The organism is Streptomyces sp. NPDC087428 (assembly GCF_044744085.1).
In the GTDB taxonomy this organism is placed as follows: Bacteria; Actinomycetota; Actinomycetes; order Streptomycetales; family Streptomycetaceae; genus Streptomyces.
This window is the reverse complement of record NZ_JBIUXR010000002.1, coordinates 11,907-36,236: the sequence shown is the minus strand read 5'-3', so window position 1 is coordinate 36,236 and position 24,330 is coordinate 11,907. Positions and strand designations below refer to the sequence as shown.

At 73.3% G+C, this 24,330-nt stretch carries 24 protein-coding genes, 1 pseudogene and 1 riboswitch; of the genes and pseudogenes, 11 read left to right on the top strand and 14 right to left on the bottom strand.

Annotated elements, in window-relative coordinates; genetic code table 11:
* Positions 1-11: 11 nt before the first annotated feature.
* From ACIO3R_RS03855 to ACIO3R_RS03825, 7 genes are all read right to left on the bottom strand, one after another.
* Positions 12-1,379, bottom strand: a complete 1,368-nt coding sequence (locus ACIO3R_RS03855; protein WP_385036874.1) for a cobyrinate a,c-diamide synthase — start codon at positions 1,377-1,379, stop codon at positions 12-14.
* Positions 1,373-1,972: a cob(I)yrinic acid a,c-diamide adenosyltransferase gene (gene cobO / locus ACIO3R_RS03850; protein ID WP_362961689.1), complete on the bottom strand. Its 600-nt coding sequence runs from the start codon at positions 1,970-1,972 to the stop codon at positions 1,373-1,375. The genes ACIO3R_RS03855 and cobO overlap by 7 nt, the downstream gene beginning before the upstream one ends.
* Positions 1,972-4,008 carry a putative cobaltochelatase gene (locus ACIO3R_RS03845; RefSeq protein WP_385036876.1) on the bottom strand — a complete coding sequence of 679 codons (2,037 nt, stop codon included), beginning with the start codon at positions 4,006-4,008 and terminating at the stop codon, positions 1,972-1,974. The genes cobO and ACIO3R_RS03845 overlap by 1 nt, the downstream gene beginning before the upstream one ends.
* Positions 4,005-5,606 carry a cobyric acid synthase gene (locus tag ACIO3R_RS03840; protein ID WP_402103031.1) on the bottom strand — a complete coding sequence of 534 codons (1,602 nt, stop codon included), beginning with the start codon at positions 5,604-5,606 and terminating at the stop codon, positions 4,005-4,007. The genes ACIO3R_RS03845 and ACIO3R_RS03840 overlap by 4 nt, the downstream gene beginning before the upstream one ends.
* The gene (locus ACIO3R_RS03835; RefSeq protein WP_402103028.1) at positions 5,603-6,616 is read right to left on the bottom strand and encodes a cobalamin biosynthesis protein; all 1,014 of its coding nucleotides are present in this window, start codon (positions 6,614-6,616) and stop codon (positions 5,603-5,605) included. Before ACIO3R_RS03835 ends, ACIO3R_RS03840 begins: the two co-directional genes overlap by 4 nt.
* A gap of 143 nt (positions 6,617-6,759) precedes the next feature.
* Positions 6,760-6,893: riboswitch (cobalamin riboswitch) on the bottom strand.
* 170 nt (positions 6,894-7,063) lie between these two features.
* Positions 7,064-7,297, bottom strand: coding sequence for a hypothetical protein (locus ACIO3R_RS03830; protein WP_385036882.1), 234 nt, complete (start codon positions 7,295-7,297; stop codon positions 7,064-7,066).
* 12 nt (positions 7,298-7,309) lie between these two features.
* Positions 7,310-8,587, bottom strand: a complete 1,278-nt coding sequence (locus ACIO3R_RS03825) for an anion permease (protein WP_385036884.1) — start codon at positions 8,585-8,587, stop codon at positions 7,310-7,312.
* Between the two features lie 235 nt (positions 8,588-8,822).
* Here ACIO3R_RS03825 and ACIO3R_RS03820 point away from each other — a divergent pair, with 235 nt between their 5' ends.
* The 3 genes from ACIO3R_RS03820 to ACIO3R_RS03810 all read left to right on the top strand — a co-directional run bounded on the left by ACIO3R_RS03820 (position 8,823) and on the right by ACIO3R_RS03810 (position 12,223).
* A complete protein-coding gene (locus ACIO3R_RS03820; RefSeq protein WP_402103024.1) occupies positions 8,823-9,512 on the top strand; it encodes a class II aldolase/adducin family protein in 690 nt (229 codons plus the stop codon).
* An 88-nt stretch (positions 9,513-9,600) separates the two neighbouring features.
* The gene (locus ACIO3R_RS03815) at positions 9,601-10,728 is read left to right on the top strand and encodes an alpha/beta hydrolase (RefSeq protein WP_385036887.1); all 1,128 of its coding nucleotides are present in this window, start codon (positions 9,601-9,603) and stop codon (positions 10,726-10,728) included.
* A 184-nt stretch (positions 10,729-10,912) separates the two neighbouring features.
* Positions 10,913-12,223: a hypothetical protein gene (locus tag ACIO3R_RS03810; RefSeq protein ID WP_385036896.1), complete on the top strand. Its 1,311-nt coding sequence runs from the start codon at positions 10,913-10,915 to the stop codon at positions 12,221-12,223.
* A gap of 72 nt (positions 12,224-12,295) precedes the next feature.
* Here ACIO3R_RS03810 and ACIO3R_RS03805 read toward each other — a convergent pair.
* Positions 12,296-12,478: pseudogene (locus ACIO3R_RS03805) on the bottom strand (neutral zinc metallopeptidase); the annotation flags it as partial.
* 417 nt (positions 12,479-12,895) lie between these two features.
* Between ACIO3R_RS03805 and ACIO3R_RS03800 the strand changes: the two are divergent.
* From ACIO3R_RS03800 to ACIO3R_RS03790, 3 genes are all read left to right on the top strand, one after another.
* Positions 12,896-14,494, top strand: coding sequence for an ABC-F family ATP-binding cassette domain-containing protein (locus ACIO3R_RS03800; RefSeq protein WP_402103021.1), 1,599 nt, complete (start codon positions 12,896-12,898; stop codon positions 14,492-14,494).
* A 340-nt stretch (positions 14,495-14,834) separates the two neighbouring features.
* Complete coding sequence (locus ACIO3R_RS03795) at positions 14,835-15,056, top strand: helix-turn-helix domain-containing protein (protein WP_018518904.1); 222 nt, start codon at positions 14,835-14,837, stop codon at positions 15,054-15,056.
* Positions 15,057-15,210: 154 nt separating this feature from the next.
* Positions 15,211-16,002 carry an enoyl-CoA hydratase/isomerase family protein gene (locus tag ACIO3R_RS03790; RefSeq protein WP_363028357.1) on the top strand — a complete coding sequence of 264 codons (792 nt, stop codon included), beginning with the start codon at positions 15,211-15,213 and terminating at the stop codon, positions 16,000-16,002.
* A 101-nt stretch (positions 16,003-16,103) separates the two neighbouring features.
* Here the strand turns inward: ACIO3R_RS03790 and ACIO3R_RS03785 are convergent, their stop codons facing one another.
* Positions 16,104-16,838 carry a hypothetical protein gene (locus ACIO3R_RS03785; protein WP_402103018.1) on the bottom strand — a complete coding sequence of 245 codons (735 nt, stop codon included), beginning with the start codon at positions 16,836-16,838 and terminating at the stop codon, positions 16,104-16,106.
* A 93-nt stretch (positions 16,839-16,931) separates the two neighbouring features.
* On the opposite strand from ACIO3R_RS03785, the gene ACIO3R_RS03780 reads away from it, so the two are divergent.
* Genes ACIO3R_RS03780 through amaP form a run of 5 tightly spaced genes read left to right on the top strand, consistent with a single transcriptional unit; the run spans position 16,932 to position 19,279 of the window.
* Positions 16,932-17,426 (top strand): Asp23/Gls24 family envelope stress response protein, encoded by a 495-nt coding sequence (locus tag ACIO3R_RS03780; RefSeq protein WP_385036890.1) that lies wholly within the window; start codon positions 16,932-16,934, stop codon positions 17,424-17,426.
* A gap of 32 nt (positions 17,427-17,458) precedes the next feature.
* Positions 17,459-17,650 carry a hypothetical protein gene (locus ACIO3R_RS03775; RefSeq protein WP_136330255.1) on the top strand — a complete coding sequence of 64 codons (192 nt, stop codon included), beginning with the start codon at positions 17,459-17,461 and terminating at the stop codon, positions 17,648-17,650.
* Between the two features lie 5 nt (positions 17,651-17,655).
* On the top strand, positions 17,656-18,009 hold the full coding sequence (locus ACIO3R_RS03770) for a hypothetical protein (protein ID WP_362961664.1): 354 nt from the start codon (positions 17,656-17,658) through the stop codon (positions 18,007-18,009).
* Complete coding sequence (locus ACIO3R_RS03765; protein WP_385036892.1) at positions 18,006-18,695, top strand: DUF6286 domain-containing protein; 690 nt, start codon at positions 18,006-18,008, stop codon at positions 18,693-18,695. Before ACIO3R_RS03770 ends, ACIO3R_RS03765 begins: the two co-directional genes overlap by 4 nt.
* On the top strand, positions 18,692-19,279 hold the full coding sequence (gene amaP, locus ACIO3R_RS03760) for an alkaline shock response membrane anchor protein AmaP (RefSeq protein ID WP_385036894.1): 588 nt from the start codon (positions 18,692-18,694) through the stop codon (positions 19,277-19,279). Before ACIO3R_RS03765 ends, amaP begins: the two co-directional genes overlap by 4 nt.
* Before the next feature lie 165 nt (positions 19,280-19,444).
* Here amaP and ACIO3R_RS03755 read toward each other — a convergent pair whose 3' ends face one another.
* The 5 genes from ACIO3R_RS03755 to ACIO3R_RS03735 form a co-directional block, all read right to left on the bottom strand.
* Positions 19,445-20,200 carry an SDR family oxidoreductase gene (locus ACIO3R_RS03755; protein WP_402103010.1) on the bottom strand — a complete coding sequence of 252 codons (756 nt, stop codon included), beginning with the start codon at positions 20,198-20,200 and terminating at the stop codon, positions 19,445-19,447.
* A gap of 4 nt (positions 20,201-20,204) precedes the next feature.
* Entirely contained in the window at positions 20,205-22,016 is a 1,812-nt protein-coding gene (locus ACIO3R_RS03750; protein WP_385038579.1) for a glycoside hydrolase family 15 protein, read from the bottom strand.
* Between the two features lie 93 nt (positions 22,017-22,109).
* Positions 22,110-22,925, bottom strand: coding sequence for an SURF1 family protein (locus tag ACIO3R_RS03745; protein ID WP_402103006.1), 816 nt, complete (start codon positions 22,923-22,925; stop codon positions 22,110-22,112).
* Positions 22,926-22,996: 71 nt separating this feature from the next.
* The gene (locus ACIO3R_RS03740; protein WP_363068689.1) at positions 22,997-23,230 is read right to left on the bottom strand and encodes a hypothetical protein; all 234 of its coding nucleotides are present in this window, start codon (positions 23,228-23,230) and stop codon (positions 22,997-22,999) included.
* A gap of 64 nt (positions 23,231-23,294) precedes the next feature.
* The gene (locus ACIO3R_RS03735; protein WP_385038585.1) at positions 23,295-24,302 is read right to left on the bottom strand and encodes a DEDDh family exonuclease; all 1,008 of its coding nucleotides are present in this window, start codon (positions 24,300-24,302) and stop codon (positions 23,295-23,297) included.
* Between the last annotated feature and the right edge of the window lie 28 nt (positions 24,303-24,330).

Sequence of the window (24,330 nt, the reverse complement as noted above, 5' to 3'; positions counted from 1 at the left end):
GTGCCCGGCGTTCATTCCGCGCACCGCTCGACGAACCGGCGGGCCGTACCGGGCGCGGAGGCCCAGTGCGTATGCAGATAGCTCGCGTGCACGCCCCCCTGCACGAACCCCTCCACACGCCGCTCCGGCCGGTGCATGCCCCAGGCCGGCTCGTCCCCGGCGCCCGGCTCCAGCACGGTGCGGTGGAACTCGTGCCCGCGCATCCGCGTACCGGCCGCCGCGAGCACGTTGTCGCGGAGCGCCACGGCGTCCCGGTAACCGAGCGTCAGCCGCTGGGACATCCGCCCCTCGGCGTTCAGCACCCCGCACATGGGCAGCCCGTCCAGCGACCGCGCCAGATACAGCAGCCCCGCACACTCGGCGGCCACCGGTGCCCCGGACGCCGCCAGCTCCGCGACGGCCCCGCGCAACGGCTCGTTGGCGGACAGGCCGGGCCCGTACACCTCGGGGAACCCGCCCCCGATGACCAGCCCCCGGGTCCCCTCGGGCAACGCCTCGTCCCGCAACGGGTCGAACGGCACCACCTCGGCCCCGGCGGCGGTGAGCAGCTCACTGTGCTCGGCGTAGGAGAAGGTGAAGGCGGCCCCGGACGCGACAGCGACCCGTACCCCTCCCGCTCCCGGCACGGGCCCGCCGCCGGCTGCCACGGCCCCCGCCGCGTCCCACACCTCGCTCGGCACGGACGGCGCGGACCGGGCCAGCGCCAGCAGCGCGTCCAGATCGCATCCCGCCAGCACCTGCTCCCGCATCGCCGCGACGGCCGCCACCGCGTCGCCCCGCCGCTCGGCCACCGGCACCAGCCCCAGGTGCCGCGAGGGCACCGCCACCTGCTCGGCCCGCCGCAGCACCCCCATGACCGGCACCCCGGACTCGTCCAGGGCCTCGCGGAGCAGTTCCTCGTGCCGGTCGGAGCCGACCTTGTTCAGGATCACCCCGCCGATCCGCACCCGCGGGTCCCACGAGGCGAAACCGTGGACCAGCGCCGCCACCGACCGCGACTGCGACGACGCGTCCACGACCAGTACCACCGGCGCCCGCAGCAGCTTCGCGACGTGTGCGGTGGACGCGAGCTCACCGAGCCCGGAGGCCCCGTCGTACAGCCCCATCACCCCCTCGACGACCGCCAGGTCGCAGCCCCGCGCACCGTGCGCGAACAGCGGGGCGATCAGCTCCGGCCCGCACATGTACGCGTCGAGGTTGCGCCCCGGCCGCCCCGTGGCGAGGGTGTGGTAGCCCGGGTCGATGTAGTCGGGCCCGACCTTGTGCCCGGACACGGCGAGCCCCCGCCCGGCGAAGGCGGCCAGCAGACCCGTCGCGACGGTGGTCTTGCCGCTGCCGGACGACGGCGCGGCGACGACCAGGCGGGGAACCGTCACCACTCGATGCCCCTCTGGCCCTTCTGTCCGGCGTCCATCGGGTGCTTGACCTTCGACATGTCGGTCACCAGATCCGCCGCGTCCAGCAGCGCGGCGGGCGCGTTGCGCCCGGTGATCACCACATGCTGCGAACCGGGCCGGTCGCGCAGCACCTCGACGACCTCGTCGGTGTCGACCCATCCCCAGTGCATCGGGTAGGCGAACTCGTCGAGCACGTACAGCCGGTGCGTCTCGGCGGCGAGATCACGCTTGACCTGCTCCCAGCCCTCGCGGGCCGCGGCCTCGTTGTCCAGCTGCTGGTCGCGCTGGACCCAGGACCAGCCCTCGCCCATCTTGTGCCAGACGACGGGCCCGCCCTCGCCGCTCGCGCCGAGGACCTTCAGCGCGTTCTCCTCGCCGACCTTCCACTTCGCCGACTTCACGAACTGGAAGACCCCGACCGGCCACCCCTGGTTCCAGGCGCGCAGCGCCAGCCCGAAGGCCGCCGTCGACTTGCCCTTGCCGATACCGGTGTGCACCATCAGCAGCGGCCGGTTGCGGCGCTGCCGGGTGGTGAGTCCGTCGTCCGGCACACTGACCGGCTGTCCCTGCGGCATCAAGCAGCCCTCCTGCTGTTGTCCCGAACATCCTTGACCAGCCCGGCGATCGAGTCCGCCCGCAGCTCGTCGAGCGTGACGGCGGTGCCGCCCAGCTCGCCCGCGAGACTCACCGCGAGACCGAGCCGCACCGGACCCGACTCGCAGTCCACGACCACGGACGCCGTGCCCTCGGCCTCGTGCAGCCGGGCGGCCCGCCCGGCCAGTGCCACCGGCTCCGGGCCCCCGGTCGCCCGCCCGTCGGTCACCACGACCAGCAGCGGCCGCCGCGACGGATCGCGCAGCCGCTCCACCCGCAGTACGTCATGGGCCTTCAGCAGCCCGGCGGCCAGCGGGGTACGCCCACCGGTCGGCAGCGTCTCCAGCCGCGCGGCCGCCGCGTCCACCGACGAGGTGGGCGGCAGCACCACGGCCGCCTCCTTGCCCCGGAAGGTGACCAGGCCGACCTTGTCCCGCCGCTGATAGGCATCCATCAGCAGGGAGAGGACCGCACCCTTCACGGCGGCCATCCGCTGCCGGGCCGCCATCGACCCCGACGCGTCCACGACGAACAGCACGAGGTTCCCCTCGCGCCCCTCCCGCGTCGCCTGCCGCAGATCGTCCCGCCGCACCACCAGACCGGGTCCGGACCGGCCCCGCGCCCGCTGGTGCGGGGCGGCGGCCTGCACGGTGGCGGCCAGGTGCAGCTTGGTGAGCGCGCCCTTCGGACGCCGCGCACCGGTGGTACGCCCGTGCTCGGTACGCGCCCGGGAGCGCCGCCCCGCCGCGCCTTCGCCCAGGCCCGGCACGCTCAGCATCCTCGTCCGGAACGGCTCACCGGCCCGCACGGGCTGCTGCTCGCCGCCCCCGCCCGGCCGGGGCTGCCCCGGTTCCCGCTCCCCGCCTTGCTCCCCGCCCTGCTCGGGCACGGACGGCGTGGGCGTGTCGTCGGCGCCGCCCTCGGGCCGCGGCGGCGTGTCGGGGCCGTCGCCCTGCGGCGGCGGGCCGCCGCCACCGGGGCCGTCCGGGTCCGGATCGTCGTCCTCGCCGCTGTTCTGCTCCAGCGTGTCGTCCAGCTTGTCCTCGTCGAGCCCCGGCGCGTCGAACGGATTGCGCCGGCGCCTGTGGGGGAGCGCGAGCAGGGCGGCCTGCCGGACGTCCTCGGCCAGCACATCGGTACGCCCCGCCCACGCGGCCAGCGCCGTGGCGGTCCTGGCCATCACGATGTCGGCCCGCATCCCGTCCACCTCGAAGGCCGCACAGGTGGCCGCGATCTGCCGCAACGCCCCGTCACCGAGGCGTACTTCGGGCAGCAGCGCCCGCGCGTCGGCGATCCGGGCCCGCAACGCGCCCTCCTCGTCCGCCCACCGGGCGGCGAAGGCCGCCGGATCGTCGTCGTACGCGAGGCGCCGGCGCACCACCTCGACCCGCAGATCGGTCTCACGGGACGCGGCGACCTCGACGGTCAGCCCGAACCGGTCGAGCAACTGCGGCCGCAGCTCGCCCTCTTCGGGGTTCATCGTCCCGACGAGCAGGAAGCGCGCGGCATGGCGTACGGAGACGCCCTCGCGCTCCACGTACGAGGCACCCATGGCGGCCGCGTCCAGCAGCAGGTCCACCAGATGGTCGTGGAGGAGGTTGACCTCGTCCACGTACAGGATTCCGCGGTGGGCATCGGCGAGGAGCCCCGGCTCGAAGGCCTTCACGCCCTCGGCGAGCGCCCGTTCGATGTCGAGCGCCCCGACGAGCCGGTCCTCCGAGGCGCCGACGGGCAGCTCGACCGTCCGCGCCGCCCGCGACACGCCGGACGCGGACGCGTGGGGGCCGTCGGGACACGCCGGATCGGGCGCCACGGGGTCGCAGGAGAACCGGCACCCGGGGACGACGGACACCTCCGGCATGAGCGCGGCCAGCGCGCGCACCGCGGTGGACTTGGCGGTGCCCTTCTCGCCACGCACCAGCACCCCGCCGACGGCCGGTGAGACGGCGTTGAGCAGCAGGCCGAGGCGGAGATCGTCCTGTCCGACGATGGCGGTGAAGGGGTACGGCGTACTCACAAGGCCTCCTTGGTGGCGGCGGTTTCCAGCGGTTCGGGCGCTCCGGGGACTGTGCGCGCTGCGGGGACCGCGGGTGCTCCGGGGGCGATGAAGGGGAGTCCCGCCGGTGCGCCCGACTCGATGAGCCGCCACAGCGCGTCGGTGTCCGCGTGCTCCTCGATGAGGTCACCGAGGCGGTCGAGCTGCTCCTCGCGCAGCTCGGCGAAACAGGTGCCGGGGGCGGGCACGAAGCGGCGGCCGGCGGCCCGCGCGATCTCGGTCAGGAAGCGGCGGCGGAACGCGTCGCTCTCCAGGGAGCCGTGCCAGTGGGTGCCCCACACGGCGCCGGACCGGCAGCCGTCGAGGCGCTGCCCCTGTCCGTCGGTGAGGAAGGGCTCGCCGCCCCGCACGTCCGCGACGCCGTGGTGGATCTCGTACCCCTCGACGGGGGCGCCGAGCGCCTCGCCGGCCGGCCGGGCGAGGGTCTTCTCGCGGGCGAACCGGACGCGTACGGGCAGCAGCCCGAGCGCGTCGACCCGCCCGGCGCGCGACTCCACCTCGTCCTCGATGTGCTCGCCGAGGATCTGGTAGCCACCGCAGATGCCGAGGACCGGGCGGCCCTCCGCGGCGCGCCGCAGCAGCGCGTCTGCGAGCCCGCGCTCGCGCAGCCAGGCCAGCGCCTTCACGGTGCCGCGGGTGCCGGGCACGATGACGAGGTCGGCGTCGGACAGTTCCTCCGCGCGGTCCACGAACCGCACGACGACACCCGGTTCGGCGGCCAGCGCGTCGACATCGGTGAAGTTCGACATCAGGGGCACCGCGCACACCGCGACGCGCAGGACGTCCTCGCCGTGCGGCGGGGCGACGGCCGACTCCCGCACGGTGCCGCGCAGCGAGACCCGCAGCCCGTCCTCCTCGTCGATGCCGAGGCCGTGGGCGAACGGCAGCACCCCGTACGTCGGCCGTCCGGTCAGACCGCGCAGCATGTCCAGACCGGGTTCGAGCAGCGACACGTCACCGCGGAACTTGTTGACCAGATAGCCGGCGATCAGCGCCTGGTCCTCGGCGGCGAGCAGCGCCGTCGTACCGAAGAACGACGCGAAGACCCCGCCGCGGTCGATGTCCCCGACGACCACCACCGGGAAGCGGGCCGCCCGTGCGATGCCCATGTTCACGATGTCCGTGCGCCGCAGATTGATCTCGGCCGGACTGCCCGCCCCCTCGCAGATCACCGCGTCATACGTGCCCCGAAGCTGCTCCAGGCAGTCCACGACGGTGGACAGCAGCGCTTCCTGCCTGCCGCCGTGGTAGCCGCGGGCGCTCATCTCGCCGACTGCGCGCCCCATCAGGACGACCTGGCTGGAGCGGTCGCTGCCGGGTTTGAGCAGCACCGGGTTCATCAGCGCGGTCGGCTCCACCCGGGCCGCCTGGGCCTGCATGGCCTGGGCGCGGCCGATCTCGGCGCCCTCGCGGGTGACGAAGGAGTTCAGGGACATGTTCTGCGCCTTGAACGGCGCGACCTTCACGCCCCGGCGCACCAGCCAGCGGCAGATGCCCGCCGTGACGACGCTCTTGCCCGCGTCCGAGGTGGTCCCGGCGACCAGCAGCCCGCCGCTCATGTCGGTCTCCGTCCTGAGGCGCGCGTACCCGGGGCGTGCGGCCCCGGGCCGTGCGGCGAGGTGATCCGGCGTGCGGCCGCGCCGACGCCCAGGCGGGCCGCCACGCTCATGCCGAGGGCCAGCGCACCGATCCGGCGCGACAGCCGTACGGCGCGTTCGATGTCCTCGGTCTCCACGGCCCGGCCCGTCTCCCCGTTGAGTACGGGGCGGTGCTCGACCCGGCCGCCGTAGGCGAGGGTGCCGCCCAGGCGGACGCCGAGGGCGCCCGCGAAGGAGGCCTCCACGGGGCCCGCGTTGGGGCTCGGGTGCTTGGCCGCATCCGCCCGCCAGGCCCGCAGCGCCCCCCGGGGCCGTCCGCCGGCGGCCACGGCGAGCAGCGCCGTCAGCCGGGCGCCCGGCCAGCCCGCGAGGTCGTCGAGGCGGGCCGAGGCCCAGCCGTAGCGCAGATGGCGGGGCGACTTGTGGCCGACCATGGCGTCGAGGGTGTTGGCGGCCCGGAAGCCGACGAGTCCGGGGACCCCGCCCAGCGCGCCCCAGACCAGGGCGCCGACCACGGCGTCCGAGGTGTTCTCGGCGACGGACTCCACCACGGCGCGGGCGATCTGCGGTCCGTCCAGGGACTGCGGGTCGCGGCCGCACAGGTGGGGCAGCCGCTCACGGGCCAGGCCGAGGTCCCCGGCGGCCAGGGCGCCGCCGATGGACCGGGCCTCGCGCCCCAGCGACGTACCGCCGACGACGGACCAGGTGGTGGCGGCGGTCAGGGCCACGGACGCGGCGGGACTGCGGCGCAGCGCGCGGGCGGCCAACGCGGCACCCCCCGCGGCGCCTCCGGCGCAGACCAGGGTGTGCAGTGCGCCCCACCCGCGGTGGTCGCGCCACAGACGGCGTTCGACGCCTGCCGCGGCCCGCCCGAAGGCGGCGACCGGGTGTCCCCGGCGGGGATCACCGAGCAGCAGATCGCCGATCAGACCGGCCGTGGCGCCGTACGCGAAGATGCGATCGGCACGCACGGTTCAGCCGGCCGTCACGCCTCGAAGGACCTTCGTGCGGGCAATGGGTGGAAGGGGCGGCGCAGATACGGACGCACGGCGGCCGGGCATGGCGATATGTCCTCACTCAGGGTCCGCGCCCTGGTTCGACGTGACGGCGACGAGAGTCTCCTGGCTCCCGGATCCGCAGTTCCCCCGGTCTTCCGGTCCACGTGGCGTGGACCGTGACTTCCGGTGGTGGGGGACTGCTCCCCGGTGACAGTGGCGGGACCGCGCCGGATTCGCACCGGCTTCCTCTGCTGTCGCCGTAATGGCTCCGGCAGTCCACCACGCTCCGCGAACGTCAGTCAACCTGCCGTTGACCTGCGACGGTGCAGTGTGCTGAGACCCACATCGGGCCGGACGCGCACGAGGTGCGTCCGGCCCGATGAGCGGGAGCGGGAAGGGCCCCGGGGGGTCCTTGGGCCGTCAGGCGACGATCATGTAGATCCCGTAGGCCACGGCCGCCGCGCACAGCCCGAAGCAGACGTACGCGCCCGCGCGGGCCAGCATCAGCGACCCGCCGGCCTGCCCGCCCCGCGCGGCCGGTTCCGGCTGCTTGGAGAGGCCGACGATGCCCAGGGTGAAGAGGCCCACCAGGGCGACGGTGGCGACGAGAGAGACACCGAAGACGGTGCCGAGGGCTGCCCAGTCGATGTTCATGGGGATGTGTCCTTACACCGTGGCGGGTCGCGCCGGGTCGGCTACGGGTCCGGCCGGGGCCGGGATGGTGGTCTTGAGGTCCTGCTGCGCCTGGGCCGCGGTGGGCGGCGGGCTGACGGCCGCGATGGCGGTGGTGACGACGCCCGCGGGTTCGGCGTCCCCGGGAGTGCCGTCCTGGCCGCCGGGTGCGACGTCGTCCTGGCCGACCGGCTTGCGGCGCGACAGGACCCAGATCGCTCCGGAGCCCGCGACCAGCAGCACGGCGACGAGCACGACGCCCCAGGTGCCCTGCTTGGTGAGGAACTCCGCCCCCGCGCCGACCAGACCGGCGGCCGGCAGGGTCAGGCCCCAGGCGACGAACATCCGGGTGGCGGTGGACCAGCGGACCACACCGCCCCGGCGGCCGAGGCCCGCGCCCATCACGGCGCCGGAGCAGGACTGGGTGGTGGAGAGGGAGAAGCCGAGGTGCGAGGAGGCCAGGATGACCGTCGCCGCGCTGGTCTGGGCGGCGAAGCCCTGCGGCGGCCTGAGCTCGGTGAGGCCGCTGCCCATGGTGCGGATGATGCGCCAGCCGCCCAGGTAGGTGCCGAGCGCGATGGCCAGGCCGGCGCTGACGATCACCCAGACCGGCGGGTTGGAACCGGGGGAGAGCACCCCGCCGGTGACCAGGGCGAGCGTGATGATGCCCATGGTCTTCTGCGCGTCGTTGGTGCCGTGGGCGAGGGAGACCAGCCCGGCGGAGGCGATCTGCCCGGCGCGGTAGCCCTTGGCGGTCGCCTTCTCCTGGGCGCCGTCACGGATCTTCCCGCCGATCCGGTACGTCAGCTTGGTGGCCAGCAGCGCGGCCAGACCGGCGACGACCGGGGCGGCGACCGCGGGGAGCAGCACCTTGGTGACGACCGTGCCGCCGTCGACCGACGACCAGCCCGCGGACATCACCGCGGCGCCGATCAGACCGCCGAAGAGGGCGTGGGAGGAGCTGGACGGGAGTCCGACCAGCCAGGTCAGCAGATTCCACAGGATGGCGCCGACGAGCGCCGCGAAGATGACCTCGGTTCTGAGGCCGTTCTCATTGATGATCCCGCCGGAGATCGTCTTGGCGACCTCCACCGACAGGAACGCGCCGACGAGGTTGAGAACGGCGGACATCGCCACCGCTGTCTTGGGTTTGAGTGCGCCGGTCGAGATGGTCGTGGCCATCGCGTTGGCGGTGTCGTGGAAACCGTTCGTGAAATCGAACACTAGAGCTGTCACGATCACAATCGCGAGCAGCAGCGTGATGTGTTCCATTTACCCAGGCAATCGTTCGACGTCAGTGGCACGTGGACCGTAGGCAACCTGGGTGAACGGAAGATGAACTGAACAGGGCGTTGTGGTGACTCCAATCGGAGGCCCGCCGCTCCACTTGGCCGTGCTCCGACAGAGCTGAACGGTCGCGGGGCGGTGTGGGCCCCGAATCCGGCTCCGGACGATCTTCCGGAGCGGGCGGAAACATGGACCGCTCATCAGTGGAAAGGATCTTCGTATGAGCGATCAGCGGCGAGGCCCGGTCGAACAGGCCGAGGACATCGAACAGACCTGGCACGCGGTCGTCGCCACCGCCCGCAGGACGGCGGCCGACGGCCTGGTCGTCGGGACCTCGGGCAATGTGTCGGCCCGGGTCGGCGGCACCGTCCTGGTCACCCCGAGCGGCGTGCCCTACGACCGGCTCCGCCCCCAGGACGCGGTCGGCGTCGATCTGGAGGGCAACCAGGTCCTCGGCGAGCTGGCCCCGACCAGCGAACTCCCACTCCATCTCGCGGTCTACCGGAACACGGCCGCCGCCGCCGTCGTGCACACCCACGCGGTGCACGCCACGGCCGTCTCCACGCTGGTCGCGGAGGTCCCGCCGATCCATTACGCGGCCGCGCTGCTGGGCGGCCCCGTCCGGGTCGCCGCCTACGCCCGGTACGGGACCGACGAGCTGGCCGCGAACATGCTGACGGCCCTGCGGGACCGCACCGGCTGTCTGCTCGGCAACCACGGAACCGTCACCTACGGGGCCACCCTCGACGAGGCGTACGACCGCACCGCCCAGCTCGAATGGCTCTGCCGCCTCTGGCTCGCCGCGAGCGCCGTCCCCGGCCGTTCCCCGGCCCTGCTCACCCCGGACCAGCTGAGTGACGTCCGGGAGGCGCTCAAGGGGTACGGGCAGCCGGACCAGAGCCGTCCGTGACGCATCCCGCGCCCCTCCGGACGGCGGGCCGGCATCGAACGGCCCCCGCCCGGTGGCCGACTCCGGGAGCGCCCAGGAGACTGAAGCCGTGCGCCAGGCCAAAGCGACGGCAGCAGTCGTCACCTCCCTCCTCGGCGCCGGTGCGGCAGCGGTCGCGGCCGGCCGGTACGCCGGCGACGTCGCCCTCCGGGCGCCGTCCGGACGTCCCTTCCCCGCCGACCGCAGACTCACCGTGCACGCGACGGCGGCGGGACAGGTCACCCTGACCCGGTCCTTCGCCGCGCTGCGGCCCGGCACCTACGGGCTGGTCGGTCACGACGTCCACGCCGTCGTCGGCCCGGTGATCGAGCAGGCCCACCAGGCCCCCGACACCGTCGTGCGCCGGCTGGAGCGCGTCAACCGCGGCACCCTGCGCCCCGGGGCCAAGGTCCGCCTCACGCCCGAGACGCACAGCGGCGACCCCACCACGGCCCTCGGCCTGGACCACCGCGAGGTCGAGATCACCGGCGAACTCGGCGTCCTTCCCGCCTGGTTCGTGCCCGCCCCCCGCGACACCTGGGTCATCACCGCGCACGGCATCGGCACCACCCGGGAACACCCCCTGAACCTGCTCGGCTTCCTGAACGGACAGCAGCTTCCGGTGCTCGATCTCGCCTACCGCGGCGACGCCGGCGCCCCGCGCTCCCCGGACGGCCTCAGCCACCTCGGCGAGTCCGAATGGCGCGACCTGGACGCGGCCATCCGCTTCGCCGTGCGCTACGGCGCCGAGCGGGTCGTGCTGCACGGCTGGTCCACCGGTGCCTCCATGGCCCTGCACGCCTCCGTCAACTCCGCGCTCCGGGACCGGATCTGCGGCCTCGTCCTCGACTCCCCGGTCATGGACTGGGCCACCACCCTGCGCGCCCTGGCCGCCGCCCGCGGGGTCCCCTCCGCCCTGCTGCCCCTCGCCGTCCGCGCCGCCCAGGGACAGACCGGACTGCACGGCGCCCGGCTCCTGGACACCTCGCTGCCCCGGACCCTGCACGTACCCACGCTGATCTTCCACGGGCCCGACGACACCCTGGCGCCCTGGCAGCCCTCCCGGGCGCTCGCCGCCCGCCGCCCCGACCTGGTCGCCCTGCACCCCGTACCGCACGCTCCGCATGCGGCGATGTGGAATGCCGGCCCGGCCCACTACGAAGAGACGCTGCGACGCTTCCTCACGCCCCTGATGTGAGCTGATGTGCCGCTTCGGCCGGTTGGTCCCGGACGTGCGAACGCCCCGGGACACCGGCGATCCGGGTTCCGTTTGGGCTTTCGGGCTGTCAGAGGCAAGACTGCTCCCCGTGACGTCCCGTACCCCGCGCGACTCCAGGCTGCGACTTGTCCGCCCGCGACCCCTCGCCACCGCTCGCAAGGCCGTGATCACCCGGCGCACCAGGCCGGCGCCCCGCCCGCCCGAGGGCACCCCGCCCCGGGCGGAACTGGCCCGCCAGGCCAGGGCGGCCCTCGCCGACGCCGTGCGAATCGCCCGCTGGGCGGCCGGCGGCTCCCGCCCCGGCACCCCACCCCTGGCCACCACGGCCCTCGAACGGGCCTCCTCGGAGCTGGAGTTGTCCCCGGCCCAGGTGCGCTCCGGCTGGGACCGGGCCAGGCTCGCCGGTCTCGTCGAACTGCACGGCGACACCGCACGGCCCGGCTGGCGACTGCGCGCCTGGGACCGCGACGACTCCGCCGTGCTCCGCGGCTGGGTGGCGCTCTTCGACGCCTGGTCACTCGTCCACCCCGCTCCGCAGGACATCGAGTCCACCGCCGTCGCCGAGGCGGTCGAGGCCGTGCCCCAGGTGCTCTCCCTCCTCCAGCTCTCCGCGGGCCCGGTCACCGTGCCCGCACTCCTGGACCTCCTCGGCCAGCGCGTGGCCGAACTCCACGAGGAGCGCTGCGAGGTGCCGTACGGGCCGCAGCCGCTGCCCGCCCCCGCGGAGGAGGCCCCCGCCGCCCACCCGGAGGCGCTGGTCGCCCTCCTGCTGGACTGGGCCCTGGAGGGGCTGGCCGCCGTCGGGGCGCTCACCCTCGGCTCCGGGCACGCCACCCTCACCCCGCTCGGCAACTGGGCGGTCTGGGTCAAGCTGGAACAGATCTGCGTCGCCGCCCAGAGCCCGGCCGGGAACATCGAGCAGTCCGCCGCCGACATGCTCCTCGGCTGCGCCCGGCTCACCCCCGGACCGGCCCGAGCCGAGTACCGCGCCTGGCTCGCCGCCCGCCCCGTCGGCAGCGCCGTCGCCGAACTCCTCGGAGTGGCCAGGGGCGAGGACGCGCTGCTGCGCGGGCTCGCCTTCGAGGCACTCCGCGTCGTCGGCGCACCCGCGGAGCCCGAGGTGCGCTCCGTCGTCGCCGACCCGTCGCTGCGCCCCTACGCGCTGCTCTGGCTCGCCGAGTACGACGGCGCCGACCCCGAGGACGCCCAGGAGGTCCTCAGCCGCGAGGAGGCCACCTGGCTCTGGGTCGACACCGCGGCGGCCGTGGCCGACCACGGCGAGACCGGACTGCTGGTCCGCCACCTCGACTCGGCCGTGCAGGGCAGCGTCCCTGCCCTGCTCGACGAGGTACGGGCCGTCGGCCATCCGCGCACCGTCCAGGTCCTGGTGGCGCTGGCCGCCGCACACCCCGACCCCGCGCTCGCCAAAGCCGTCCGCAAGGCGGCGTTCCAGGTGCACACCGGCGGAGCCTGACCGGGCGGTCCGGCCGGCCGGGGGAGACCCCGGACCTGCCGGACCGCCCTCGACCCGCCGCGCCTGCCAGCGGAAGGTGCCGCAGCCGGCCATGTCACCGCCGCGGAACCCGGTGGTGAACCACTGCCGGCGCTGCGCCGCCGAACCGTGCGTCCAGGACTCCGGGGTGACCCGGCCCCCGAACCTCTCCCGGATCCGGCCGTCCCCGACCGACGCCGCCGCGTCGAGTCCGTCCCGGACCTCGGACGTGTCCAGACCGGCGTCGTCGTCGAACCGCATGGCACCGCCCTCCGCTCGGCCCGCGGCTGCGCGCGGCCCTGCGCCGAGTACCGGATGGTTCACACCGAAACACCCCGTTGTTCACGGTGCGGAGCCGGTCAGGAGCGCCGGGCGGGCCTCCGGCGACCGCGGCGGGAGCAGGCGGAACAGTGATTGGACACCGCCAGTAGACTGGTCCTCATGGCAACTCTCCTTGTGCGTGTGCGTGAGTAGCGGCGTTCGCGTCGTGAATCGCTGAGGGCTGTCCCGCAATTCCTGGCGGATCAGCCCTCAGGGCCTGTCGTGTGCATCAGGCCGGGCTCGCGTGCCCCGGCACCGCCCCTGATCCGGCCTGATGCAGACGACAGGCCCTATCCGTACCTCCGCCGTCCATCCCGCCCTGGAGTTTTACCCGTGATCACCGCCTCCGGCATCGAGCTGCGCGCCGGCGCCCGCATGCTCATCGAATCCGCCTCCTTCCGCATCGCCAAGGGCGACCGCATCGGCCTCGTCGGCCGCAACGGAGCGGGCAAGACCACCCTCACCAAGTGCCTCGCGGGTGAGGGCACCCCCGCCGCCGGCACCATCACCCGCTCCGGCGAGGTCGGCTACCTCCCGCAGGACCCGCGCACCGGCGACCTCGACGTCCTCGCCCGGGACCGCATCCTCTCCGCCCGCGGCCTCGACGAGATCCTCCGCAAGATGCGGGAGAACGAGGAGCGGATGGCGAACGGCAAGGGCGCCACCCGCGAGAAGGCGATGAAGAAGTACGAGCGCCTGGAGACGGAGTTCCTCACCAAGGGCGGATACGCCGCGGAGGCCGAGGCCGCCACCATCGCCGCGGCCCTCAGCCTGCCCGACCGGGTGCTCGCCCAGCCGCTCCACACGCTCTCCGGCGGTCAGCGCCGCCGTGTCGAGCTGGCCCGCATCCTCTTCTCGGACGCCGACACCCTGCTCCTCGACGAGCCCACCAACCACCTCGACGCCGACTCCATCGTCTGGCTGCGGGACTACCTCAGGAGCTACCGAGGCGGCTTCATCGTGATCTCCCACGATGTCGAGCTGGTCGAGACCGTCGTCAACAAGGTCTTCTACCTCGACGCCAACCGCTCGCAGATCGACGTCTACAACATGGGCTGGAAGCTCTACCAGCAGCAGCGCGAGGCCGACGAGAAGCGCCGCAAGCGCGAGCGCCAGAACGCCGAGAAGAAGGCCGCGACGCTCAACGCCCAGGCCGACAAGATGCGCGCCAAGGCCACCAAGACCGTGGCCGCGCAGAACATGGCCAAGCGCGCCGACCGGCTGCTCTCCGGCCTGGAGGCCGTACGGGTCTCCGACAAGGTCGCCAAGCTGCGCTTCCCGGACCCCTCGCCGTGCGGCAGGACCCCGCTGATGGCGGAGGGCCTCTCCAAGTCCTACGGGTCGCTGGAGATCTTCACCGACGTCGACCTCGCCATCGACAAGGGCTCCCGGGTCGTCATCCTCGGCCTCAACGGCGCAGGCAAGACCACGCTGCTCCGGCTCCTCGGCGGCGCGGAGAAGCCCGACACGGGCGACATCATCGAGGGCCACGGACTCAAGCTCGGCTACTACGCCCAGGAGCACGAGACCCTCGACCCGAACCGCACCGTCCTGGAGAACATGCGCTCCGCGGCGCCCGACCTCGACCTCGTCGCGGTCCGCAAGACGCTCGGCTCGTTCCTCTTCTCCGGGGACGACGTGGACAAGCCCGCCGGAGTGCTCTCCGGCGGTGAGAAGACCCGGCTCGCCCTGGCGACGCTGGTGGTCTCCTCCGCCAACGTGCTCCTGCTCGACGAGCCCACCAACAACCTCGACCCGGCCAGCCGCGAGGAGATCCTCGGCGCGCTGCGCACGTACAAGGGCGCCGTCGTCCTCGTCACGCACGACGAGGGCGCGGTCGAGGCGCTCCAGCCCGAGCGGATCATCCTGCTGCCGGACGGCGTCGAGGACCTGTGGGGTGCGGACTACCGGGACCTGGTTTCGCTGGCCTGACCGGACCGCCCGCCCACTGATCCACTCCCACTGGATCATTCGGCCTACACGTGATCCATCATCTGCGTGAGTACGTCTCGTACCTCGGCGCGGCGCCCGGCACATAGCTGCCGGGCGCACTCATTTGTGGGCGCGGCAGCTGTGCGGCCCTGACCTGGACGTTCCCTCCGGAGTGCTCCCCACGGACCCTCCCGAGCCTTGCGGAATTCGAGATTCCGATCAGTCCGGCGCACTCTCGGGGCGTGAATCCGGTTGCACGGACCTTGCCGAATGGGTGGCCAGGAAGCTCCGGAGGGGTGATCATGAGAGTCCAGAGCGCACTTCCCACGAGGAGGCACGGGTGGCCGAGACTCTGAAGAAGGGCAGCCGGGTAACCGGCGCCGCGCGCGACAAGCTCGCGGCAGACCTGAAGAAGAAGTACGACTCCGGTGCGAGCATCCGGGCGTTGGCCGAGGAAACCGGCCGCTCCTACGGATTCGTCCACCGGATGCTCAGCGAGTCCGGAGTGACGCTGCGAGGACGCGGCGGCGCGACACGAGGCAAGAAGGCCGCTACGGCCTGACAGAGCCGTCGGCGGATCGGAGCAGGCCGTTCGGCCTGCTCCGGGGCTCACCGGTTTCGGCGGTGGCCACCCGGTCGGTCGTGCGGTCGACCGGGTGGTTACTGTTCAGTCACTTAGCTCCATGTGCTGACTGCACCCGAACCGGAGGCGCTCCATGACCTCGCTCGACTCCGTGCTCGACAAGGACGGCGTACGACTCACCGTCGATGACGCGATTGCCACGGTGACCCTCACCAACCCGGCCAAGCGCAACGCTCAGTCCCCCGCTCTGTGGCGGGCGTTGACAGAGGCCGGACGGGCTCTGCCCGGCAGTGTGCGGGTCGTCGTGCTGCGCGGCGAAGGTGTGTCCTTCTCCGCCGGTCTCGACCGGCAGGCGTTCACCCCGGAGGGTTTCGACGGCGAGCCGTCGTTCCTCGACATGGGGCGTGGCCCCGAGGCCGAGCTCGACGCGGTCATAGCGGAGTACCAGGAGGCGTTCACCTGGTGGCGCCGCAACGACATCGTGTCGATCGCGGCCGTCCAGGGACATGCCATCGGCGCGGGCTTCCAGCTCGCTCTCGCCTGTGATCTGCGGATCGTCGCCGAGGACGTGCAGTTCGCCATGCGCGAGACCAGCCTCGGTCTGGTGCCCGACCTCACCGGCACGCACCCCCTGGTGCACCTGGTGGGGTACGCACGCGCGCTCGAAATCTGCGCCACCGGCCGCTTCGTGCACGCCGCTGAGGCCGAGCGCACCGGGCTCGCCAACCTCGTGGTGCCCGCCGAGGAGCTCGACGGCGCCGCCCGCGACCTGGCCGGCGCCCTGCTGGCCGCCCCGCGCGACGCCCTCGTCGAGACCAAGGCCCTGCTGAGCGGTGCCGTCACCCGACCGTACGAAGAGCAGCGCACCGCGGAACGGGCCGCGCAGGGCCGCCGGCTGCGCGACCTCGCGGGCCTGTCCGACTGAACACGTCACCCCGCTGACACGTCACCCGGCCGGAGGCACACACCGCCTCCGGTCCCGCGGCGCACCCGGACCGCCGCGTGCGGCCGTCCGCCGCGCCCGGTTCAGTCCTCCGGGGCTTCCGGCGCGCCGTCCGGCGCCGGTTGCCCCGTCACCGCCGTGACCAGCACCGCGACCGGCGGATGCCCGTCCACCGCTTCCGTCACCGCAGCCCGCACCGCGCGTGCCACGTCGAGCGCGCGGTGGCCGCCGTCCGTCGCCAGCTCGACCCGTACGTGGTCCGCGCCCGTGTGCACCGCCGCGCCCAGCACCCGGGTCAGCGTCGCGACACCGGCCACCCCGGCGGCCGCCCGGCCCGCAGCGTCCTCCGGCTGCGCCGCCCGTACCCCGGCCGGTTCCGGCTCGTCCGGCTCCGGTGCGGTGTCCAGCAGCTCCGTCACCTGGAGGTCCACCTCGGTGACCACCAGGCCGAGCCGCCGCGAGGCCGCCGCCAGCAGCGCGGAGCGCAGTGCCGCAGCGGCCGTGGGCAGGGGCTGGTCGGCCGTCGCCGCCATGGTCGCCTCGATCCTCAGCGGGCCCGGCGGCAACGCACTCGGAGGTGGGGGCACCTGGGGGCCGGGGGCCGTCGCCGGATCGGCCACCGCGATCCTCAGCTCACCGAGCACGGGCCCGGTCGCTGGGCCGCGCACCGCCCGGCGCAGCACCGCGACCGCGGCCCGCTCCGAAATCCAGGCCCCGTCCGCGGGACCGCCCAAAGGGAGCAGTCTGCCCAGACCGAGTCGCTGGCGGACCGCAGCTGTCCATCCGTCGGCCCTGTTCGGGCTGTCAGCCGTCGTCATTGCCCCAGCCTGCCGCATCCACGGCGCGAGACGGGGCAAGCGCACTTAATGTGGGCAAGGAAGTCCATTCCTGCCCCGAAGGGAAGAACGGCGATGACCGACACCCCACAGCGGAACCGGCCCGAGAACCCCGACAAGGACACGGCGGGTGGCGACAGCAGGACATCGCCACTGACCAAGCGCGGCGGCGGAGACCCCGCCACCCGCGGCCGTACGACGATCGCCGACGGCGTGGTCGAGAAGATCGCCGGAATGGCGGCACGCGACGTGGTCGGCGTGCACGCGATGGGCAGCGGCCTCTCCCGCACCTTCGGCGCGGTGCGCGACCGGGTGCCCGGCGGCGGCAAGTCCGTCACCCGGGGCGTGAAGGCGGAGGTCGGGGAGTCGCAGACCGCCCTCGACCTGGAGATCGTCGTGGACTACGGCGTGTCGATCGCCGACGTCGCCCGTGACGTACGGGAGAACGTGGTCGCCTCGGTCGAGCGGATGACGGGTCTCGAAGTCGTCGAGGTCAACATCGCGGTGAGCGATGTGAAGCTGCCCGACGAGGAGGACGACGACGATCAGCCCGAGCCACGACTCCAGTAGTACTCCCGTCCGAGGTAGTTGAGGAGCGCACGATGAGCATGGCTGTGGTCGGCATGGTGGCAGGCATGGCGCTCGGGTTCGCCGGATATTTCGGCGGGTTCGGTGCCTTTCTGCTGGTGGCCGCGCTGGGGGCGATCGGCTTCATCGCCGGTCGCTTCCTCGACGGTGACCTGGAACCCGGCGACTTCTTCCGGAGTCGCGATCGCGGCGACCGGCGGCGGTGACGGCCGTGTCGGGGGCGAGCGGCAGGGTCGCCGCAGGAGAGCGCGGGGAGACCCGTATCGCCGACCGGGTGGTCGCGAAGATCGCCGCGCAGGCGGCGAAGGAGGCGGTCGACGAGCCGGCGAAGGACGGCGCGTCGCCGCGCGCCACGGTCACGGTGCACCGTGACACCGCCCGGGTACGGGTGAGTCTGGAGCTCGGGTATCCCAGTGACATCGGCCGCCAGTGCGGTGCGGTGCGTCACCGGGTCGCGATGCGGGTAAAGGCGTTGGCGGGGATGGAGGTGCCCGAAGTGGCCGTACAGGTCGAGCGCCTGCACCCCTCAGGAACGAGCCTCGCGGCGCAGGGGAGGATCCGATGACCGAGCCCCAGAACCCGGAACACGGCAGTACGCAGCGGCTGCCCACGGTCCAGCCGGTGGAGCACGGGGACGTGCTCGAACTCGACCAGTCCGCGTCGTCCGCCGCCTACGACCCGGTGCCCGCCAAGGAGCGGGGCGAGGGTGGCGCGGGCCGCTTCTGGTCCGCCCGCCGCATTCCGGCCGGCATCCTCGCCCTGGTGGTCCTCGGCGGCTCCGGACTCCTCCTGTACGACGTGGCGGCGGTCCGGGCCGGCCGTCCGGCGATGCAGTGGCGCCGCTCGCTGGCCGACGAGCTGGCCCGGCGGCCGCTGGACGACGTCTGGGTGCTGACCGGCGCGTCGGTCGCGACGGCGATCGGCCTGTGGCTGATCGTCCTCGCGCTCACGCCCGGACTCCGTGACCTGCTGCCGATGCGCCGAGACCGGCCCGGCGTACGGGCCGCGCTCGACCGGACCGCGGCCGCGACGTTCCTGCGCGACCGGGCCGTCGAGGTGTCCGGCGTGCAGTCGGTCCGGGTCCGGATGGGCCGCAGGAAGGTGGGGGTGCGGGCCGTCTCGCACTTCCGTGAACTCGACGACGTACGGGCCGATCTGGACACCGTGCTCTCCAGGGGCATCGGGGAACTCGGCCTGGCCAGGCCGCCGAGCCTGTCCGTCCATGTCCGCCGTGCGGCGAGGAAGGGGTGAGCGGCGTGCTCAGGACCGTCAACCGGGTACTGCTGGGGCTCGCCGGGCTGGTACTGGTCTGCGTGGGCGGCGGCGTGCTGGCCGCCGCGACCGGGCTCTCCGTACCGTCCTGGTGGCCCTGGTCCGGCAAGAACGACGTCCTGCTCAGCGAGTCCGGCCGGGACCGCTGGCGCTCGGACGGCTGGTGGTGGCCGACGGTCATCGCGGTCCTCGCCGTCCTCGTCGTGCTCGCCCTGTGGTGGCTGCTGGCCCAGCTGCGCCGCGCCCGTCTCTCCGAGGTGCTGGTGGACAGCGGGGACGGCGAGGGCGCACTGCTGCGCGGCCGGGCCCTGGAGGGCGTGCTCGCCGCGGAGGCGGGAGCGCTGGACGGAGTGGCCCGCGCCCAGGTCGTGCTGACCGGGAAGCGCAGCACACCGCAGGCCAGGATCCGCCTGCTGATGGAACCGCACGCGGCGCCGGAGCAGACGCTGGGCCGGCTGGCCGACGAGGCGCTGGCCCACGCCAGGGACTCCGCGGGCCTGGCGCGGCTGCCCGCGGAGGTCCGGCTGAAGGCGGTCAAGCACCGCGCGGAGCGGGTGAGCTGACCAGGGCCTGTAGTGGGTTGTCACGCGGAAGGAGGAGCGGGGCCGGCAACGCTGCGAGCGTGCGTGCCCGGCCCCGTGACGCCGCGGGACAACCCACTACAGGCCCCATGGGTGCGGACACGCCGGGCGCTCCGCCCGGCGTCGTCCACCTCCGCCCCCGACGGTTCAGAAGCCGTGCCGGGAGCCGCCGTCGACCGGGACCATGATTCCGGTCAGGTACGAGGCGGCGGGCGAGAGCAGGAAGGCCGCGGTGCGGCCGAACTCCCTCGGGGTGCCGTAGCGGCGCAGCGGGATGCGCGCCTCGTTGGCCGTGCGCGAGGCCTCCGCGTCGCCCGAGAGCGCGTCCAGTTCACGGACCCGGTCCGTGTCGATCCGGGCCGGCAGCACGCCGACCACCCGGATGCCGCGCGGGCCCAGCTCATTGGCCAGCGACTTGGCGAACCCGGCCAGGCCGGGGCGCAGACCGTTGGAGATGGTCAGCCCGTCGATCGGCTCGTGGACGGAGCCGGAGAGCACGAAGCCGATGACACCGCCCTCGCCGAGCGCCGCGGCCGCCGTACGGGCCAGCCGTACCGCGCCCAGGAAGACCGACTCGAAGGCCGACCGCCACTGCTCGTCGGTGTTGTCGGCGGCGGAACCGGGCGCCGGACCGCCGACGCTGATGAGGATGCCGTCGAGCCGGCCGCACCCCTCCAGCGCGGTGTCCACCAGCCGCTGCGCCACGGCCGGGTCCGCGTTGTCGGCGGCGAGCCCGACGGCGTCCGGGCCCAGCTCCTCGGCGGCGGCCCGGACGCTCGATTCGTCCCGGCCGGTGATGATCACCTTCGCGCCGTCGTCCACCAGCGCCCGCGCCGCGGCGTTGCCCAGTCCCCGGGTCGCCCCGGTGACGATGTACACACGGTCCTTCAGTCCAAGATCCATGGCTCTATCCTGCCGCTTCGCCCGTTGCCGTGTCCTCGGGGGCCCGCGCCTCCGCCAGGGCCACTGCCGTACCGACCAGCCCGACGTGGCTGAAGGCCTGCGGGAAGTTGCCCAGCTGACGCTGTCCGGCGGTGTCGTACTCCTCGGCCAGCAGCCCCACGTCGTTGCGGAGCGCCAGCAGCCGCTCGAACAGTTCGGTGGCCTCCTCGGTGCGCCCGGTCATCCGCAGCGCGTCCGCGAGCCAGAACGAGCAGGCCAGGAACGCGCCCTCACCGCCGGGCAGCCCGTCGATCGAGGGGCCGTCGGTGCTGTAGCGGCGCACCAGTCCGTCGCTGCCCAGCTCGTCGCGGACCGCGTCCACCGTCCCGATGAGCCGCGGGTCGTCCGGCGGCAGGAACCCGGTCCTGGCGATCAGGAGTGTCGCGGCGTCCAGGTCCCGTGACCCGTAGGACTGGGTGAAGGTGTTGCGCACCGGGTCGTACCCCTTCTCGCACACCTCCCGGTGCACGGCGTCCCGCATCGCCCGCCAGCGGTCGGCGTCGCCGGTCAGCGACGGGTCCTCCTCCAGACTGCGCACGGCCCGGTCCGCCGCCACCCACGCCATCACCTTGGAGTGCACGAAGTGGCGGCGCTGACCGCGGATCTCCCACAGCCCCTCGTCCGGCTCGCGCCAGGTCGACTCCAGGAAGCCGAGCAGGCTGAGCTGGAGGTTCCAGGCGTGCGGCTTGTCGCCCAGACCCGCGTCGTGGGCCAGCCGCAGCGAGTCGATGACCTCCCCGTACACGTCGAGCTGACGCTGGCGGACCGCGGCGTTGCCGATCCGGACCGGGGCGGAGTTCTCGTACCCGCGCAGCCACGTCAGCTCCGACTCGGGCAGTCTGCGCTCGCCCGCGAGCCCGTACATGATCTGCAGATCGGCCGGGTCCCCGGCGACGGCGCGCAGCAGCCAGTCCCGCCAGGCGCCGGCCTCCTCCAGATAGCCGGCCGAGATCAGCGCGCCGAGGGTGAGCGTGGAGTCCCGCAGCCAGCAGAAGCGGTAGTCCCAGTTCCGTACGCCGCCGATCTCCTCGGGCAGCGAGGTGGTGGGGGCCGCCACGATGCCGCCGGTCGGGCCGAAGGTGAGCGCCTTCAGGGTGATCAGCGAACGGATCACGGCCTCCCGGTAGGGCCCCTGGTACTTGCAGCGGGCGGACCACTCGGCCCAGTCGGACAGGGTGTTCTTCAGCGCCTCGTACGGGTCGACGAGATCGGGCCGGGGCGAGTGCGAGGGGTGCCAGGTCAGGACGAACGCCACCTGGTCGCCCGCGGAGACGCTGAACGAGGAGCAGGTGGAGAACTGCTGGCCCCAGGTCTTGACCGGCGGTTCGCTGCGCAGCCAAGCGGAGTCCGGCCCCGCGACCGCCACCCGGTGGCCCTCCGAACGGCGCACCCAGGGCACGACCGAGCCGAAGTCGAAGCGCAGCCGGAGCACGGAGGCCATGTCGACGGTGCCGCTGACCCCCTCGATGATCCGCATCACATCGGGTTCCTGGTCGCGCTGCGGCATGAAGTCGATGACCTTGACCGTGCCGGTGCGCGTCTCCCAGAACGTCTCCAGGACGAGGGAGTCGCCCGCATAGGCGCGCCGGGTGCAGGTGTCCGCACCCTTCGGCGCGATGCGCCAGTGGCCGTTGTCCTCGTCACCGAGCAGGGCGGCGAAACAGGCGCCCGAGTCGAAGCGGGGCAGGCAGAGCCAGTCGACGGAACCGTTCTTCCCGACCAGGGCCGCTGTCTGGAGATCGCCGATGAGGGCGTAGTCCTCGATGAGTGGTGTCACGCTCTGGCGTGTTCCCGAACCTGGCCCTCGCTAAGCAGCCGTTGTCCGACGTGAGGCGGGAGTCACCCCGGCGGGCGAGGTGCGGACACGCCGTCAGGCCTTCGCGGGCTCGGGCTTCCCGGGCTCCGCCGCGGCGTCCCGCGCTTCGGCGGCGGCGGCCGCGGCCGCCACCAGGTCGCGCTTCTCCCGGCGGGCCAGCACCACGTAGCCGACCGGAACACCGGCGGCGAACAGCCACCACTGCACGGCGTACGCCATGTGCGGGCCGATGGAGCTGTCGTCGGGAGCCTCGATCAGCTCGGGGGTGTCGCCGGACGGCACGGGCCCGGTCTGCTCCAGGTAGCCGCCGAGCACCGGCCGGGAGAGCAGCTTGGCCTGCTCGGCGCTGTTGATCAGCATCACCTGGCGGTCCGGCAGGTCCGAGAGGTCCTTGATGCCGCTGCTGCCCGTCGTCTCGTCGGCCTTGAGCCGCCCGGTGACGGTCACTTCGCCCTTCGGCGCGGCCGGTACGTCGGGGAAGGCGTGCTGGTCGTCGGCGGTGGCGATCCAGCCACGGTTGATCATGACCGTGCCGCCGCCCTTGAGGTCGAACGGGACCAGCACGTGGTAGCCGATGCTGCCGTCGGTGGAGGTCCTGCGCCGCACCACGACCTCGTGCTTCTCGTCGTACGTCCCGGTGGCCTTCACCGCACGCCAGTAGTCGGAGCGCGGAACGGTGTGGCCGGGCGAGGTGAGCGCGGCGACCGGCACCGGTTTCGCCTTGAGGTTGTGCGAGATCAGGGAGTTCTGCGCGACCTTGTGCTCATGCCGGTGCAGCTGCCAGAAACCCAGCTCGACCATCGTGGGAATCATGACGAGGGCGAGGAGGGCGAGGATCAGCCACTGCCGGGTCAACAGGAAGCGGTACACCCCATGACGGTACAACCGTGGCATGGGGTGCATCACGCAGGGGGTGGGGGAAGGGGGGCGGCGCCCGGTGCTCAGACCTTGTCGATGATGCCCGCCTTCCCCTCCGCGCGGGCGCAGTGACCGCCGCAGAACCAGTGCCCGTCGACCTCGACCCCCTGGCCGATGACCTGGACCCGGCAGTGCTCACAGATCGGCGCCATCCGGTGAATCGCGCAGGAGAAGCAGTCGAAGACGTGCACCGCGCCCTGCGCGTGCACTTCGAAGGACATCCCGTAGTCGTTTCCGCATACCTCGCAACGTGCCATGCGCCACAGGGTGGGACGCGAGGGCGGCGGCGGGCGAGCGGTGGGCGGGCGAGTCGCCCCCGGTTCACTCCGATGACGGCGCCGCCGACGGCCCCTTCGACGCCGCGGCCACGTCCCTCAGGAGATGGGTGAACGCGCTCTCCTCCAGGATCGGGGTGCCGAACGACTTGGCCTTCACCGTCTTGGACGTCGCCGCGTCCGGGTCGTTGGTGACGAGCAGGCTGGTCAGCCGGGACACGCTGGTCGCCACGTGCAGTCCGGCCTCCACCGCCCGGTCCTCCAGCAGCTCACGGTCGATCGAGGTGTCCCCGGAGAACGCCACCCGCATCCCCTGCATGAGGGGTTTGTCCTTGTCGTAACGCCCCGGGTTCGGATAGGGGCAGGCCGGACGCTTGCGCGAGGGGCGCCAGCTCGCCTGGCCGCCGCCGTACGGGGCCTGGTGGCCGACCCGCGGGGCGACGGGGGAGTCCGACCACTCGGTCAGCGGCCGGCACTCCAGCAGCGGCAGCCGCAGCCCGCCGTCCGCCGCCGCGTGCAGACTCGGGCGGAACGCCTCGGCCAGCACCCGGGCATCGTCCAGCGCGTGGTGCGCGCGCTGCTGCACGACCCCGAAGTGCGCGGCCAGTGACTCCAGCTTGTGGTTGGGCAGCGGCAGCCGCAGCTCCTTGGAGAGCGCGATGGTGCACAGCCGCTGCTGGACCGGGGCGATCACCGAGGCCCGCGCGTACTCCCGGGCGAGCATCGACCAGTCGAAGGCCGCGTTGTGCGCGACCAGCACGCGGTCGGCGAGCCGCTCGGAGAGCTGAGCGGCGACCTCCGGGAAGAGCGGGGCGCCTTCGAGCACGTCACTGGTCAGCCCGTGGATCCACACGGGGCCGGGGTCCCGCTCCGGGTTGACCAGGGTGTACCAGTGGTCCTCGACATTGCCCTGTGCGTCCAGGCGGTAGACGGCGGCGGAGATTATCCGGTCGTCCCGTGCGAGGCCGGTGGTCTCCACGTCGACGACCGCGTACCCCTGCGGGTAGGCGGTCGGCCACGGTGCTGCGGTCTGGCGGTCGTCGAGCATGGTCACAGAGAATACGGGCCACGACCGACAGTCC

Excerpts from the sequence above, each read along its gene's own strand:
- ACIO3R_RS03840 (WP_402103031.1), bottom strand. The coding sequence starts at position 5,606 with ATGAGCGGCGGGCTGCTGGTCGCCGGGACCACCTCGGACGCGGGCAAG.
- ACIO3R_RS03825 (WP_385036884.1), bottom strand. The coding sequence starts at position 8,587 with ATGGAACACATCACGCTGCTGCTCGCGATTGTGATCGTGACAGCTCTA.
- ACIO3R_RS03780 (WP_385036890.1), top strand. The coding sequence starts at position 16,932 with ATGACCGACACCCCACAGCGGAACCGGCCCGAGAACCCCGACAAGGAC.
- ACIO3R_RS03820 (WP_402103024.1), top strand. The coding sequence starts at position 8,823 with ATGAGCGATCAGCGGCGAGGCCCGGTCGAACAGGCCGAGGACATCGAA.
- ACIO3R_RS03830 (WP_385036882.1), bottom strand. The coding sequence starts at position 7,297 with ATGAACATCGACTGGGCAGCCCTCGGCACCGTCTTCGGTGTCTCTCTC.
- ACIO3R_RS03765 (WP_385036892.1), top strand. The coding sequence starts at position 18,006 with ATGACCGAGCCCCAGAACCCGGAACACGGCAGTACGCAGCGGCTGCCC.
- cobO (WP_362961689.1), bottom strand. The coding sequence starts at position 1,972 with ATGCCGCAGGGACAGCCGGTCAGTGTGCCGGACGACGGACTCACCACC.
- ACIO3R_RS03740 (WP_363068689.1), bottom strand. The coding sequence starts at position 23,230 with ATGGCACGTTGCGAGGTATGCGGAAACGACTACGGGATGTCCTTCGAA.
- ACIO3R_RS03775 (WP_136330255.1), top strand. The coding sequence starts at position 17,459 with ATGAGCATGGCTGTGGTCGGCATGGTGGCAGGCATGGCGCTCGGGTTC.
- ACIO3R_RS03755 (WP_402103010.1), bottom strand. The coding sequence starts at position 20,200 with ATGGATCTTGGACTGAAGGACCGTGTGTACATCGTCACCGGGGCGACC.
- ACIO3R_RS03790 (WP_363028357.1), top strand. The coding sequence starts at position 15,211 with ATGACCTCGCTCGACTCCGTGCTCGACAAGGACGGCGTACGACTCACC.
- ACIO3R_RS03785 (WP_402103018.1), bottom strand. The coding sequence starts at position 16,838 with ATGACGACGGCTGACAGCCCGAACAGGGCCGACGGATGGACAGCTGCG.